We start from the raw sequence: 680 nt of genomic DNA on the forward strand, positions 1-680 counted from the left end.
GCCGAAGGCGCCTGCCAAGCCCGCTGCCAAGACCAGGGAGCCGGGCAATCAAGGCTCGTTGTTCTAGCGCCGGTCAACCTTTCATGTAATCGCTGAACCGCCCTAAGTATTTGGTTTGACGCAATTCCGGATGGAAAACCGCTACGCACTTTTCCTGGAATTGCTCTAAGGTACGGCATGACAGGACATGATCCGCACCTTGCGACGCCGTCGGGAAGGCCACGCGCCCGATATTTCGGCATCGGCTTCGACGGCACGCCGGGCGAGTCCAACGCCATCACCGACGTGGCCGGCGTGTCAGTGGGCTACACGACGCTGATCTCGGGCGACGGGCCGCTGGTCGTCGGCAAGGGGCCGGTACGCACCGGCGTGACCGCCATCCTGCCCAGGCCGAAGGCGGAACTCGCCACGCCGGTCCTTGCCGGGGTCTTCAGCCAGAACGGCAATGGCGAGCTGACGGGGTCGCACATCATCGAGGAAACCGGCGCCTTCAATTTCCCGGTCACCATCACCAACACGCATTCCTGCGGCGTCACCCGCGACGGCACGCTGCGCTGGATGCACAAGGTGCTGCCGGCCGCGCTCGACACAGGCTGGGGCCTGCCGGTGGCGGCGGAGACCTATGACGGCTTCCTCAACGACATCAATGGCCATCATGTCAGCTTCGACGATGTGGCCGG

The 680-nt window shown here is 64.3% G+C and carries 1 protein-coding gene; it reads left to right on the top strand.

The genetic code is table 11. The annotated features are described in order from the left end of the window. Window positions 1-177 precede the first annotated feature (177 nt). On the top strand, window positions 178-680 hold a 503-nt coding region (locus tag EN742_RS36850), incomplete at its 3' end, for a P1 family peptidase (RefSeq protein WP_189375773.1).

The organism is Mesorhizobium sp. M4A.F.Ca.ET.020.02.1.1 (assembly GCF_004022645.1).
Taxonomy (GTDB): Bacteria; Pseudomonadota; Alphaproteobacteria; order Rhizobiales; family Rhizobiaceae; genus Mesorhizobium.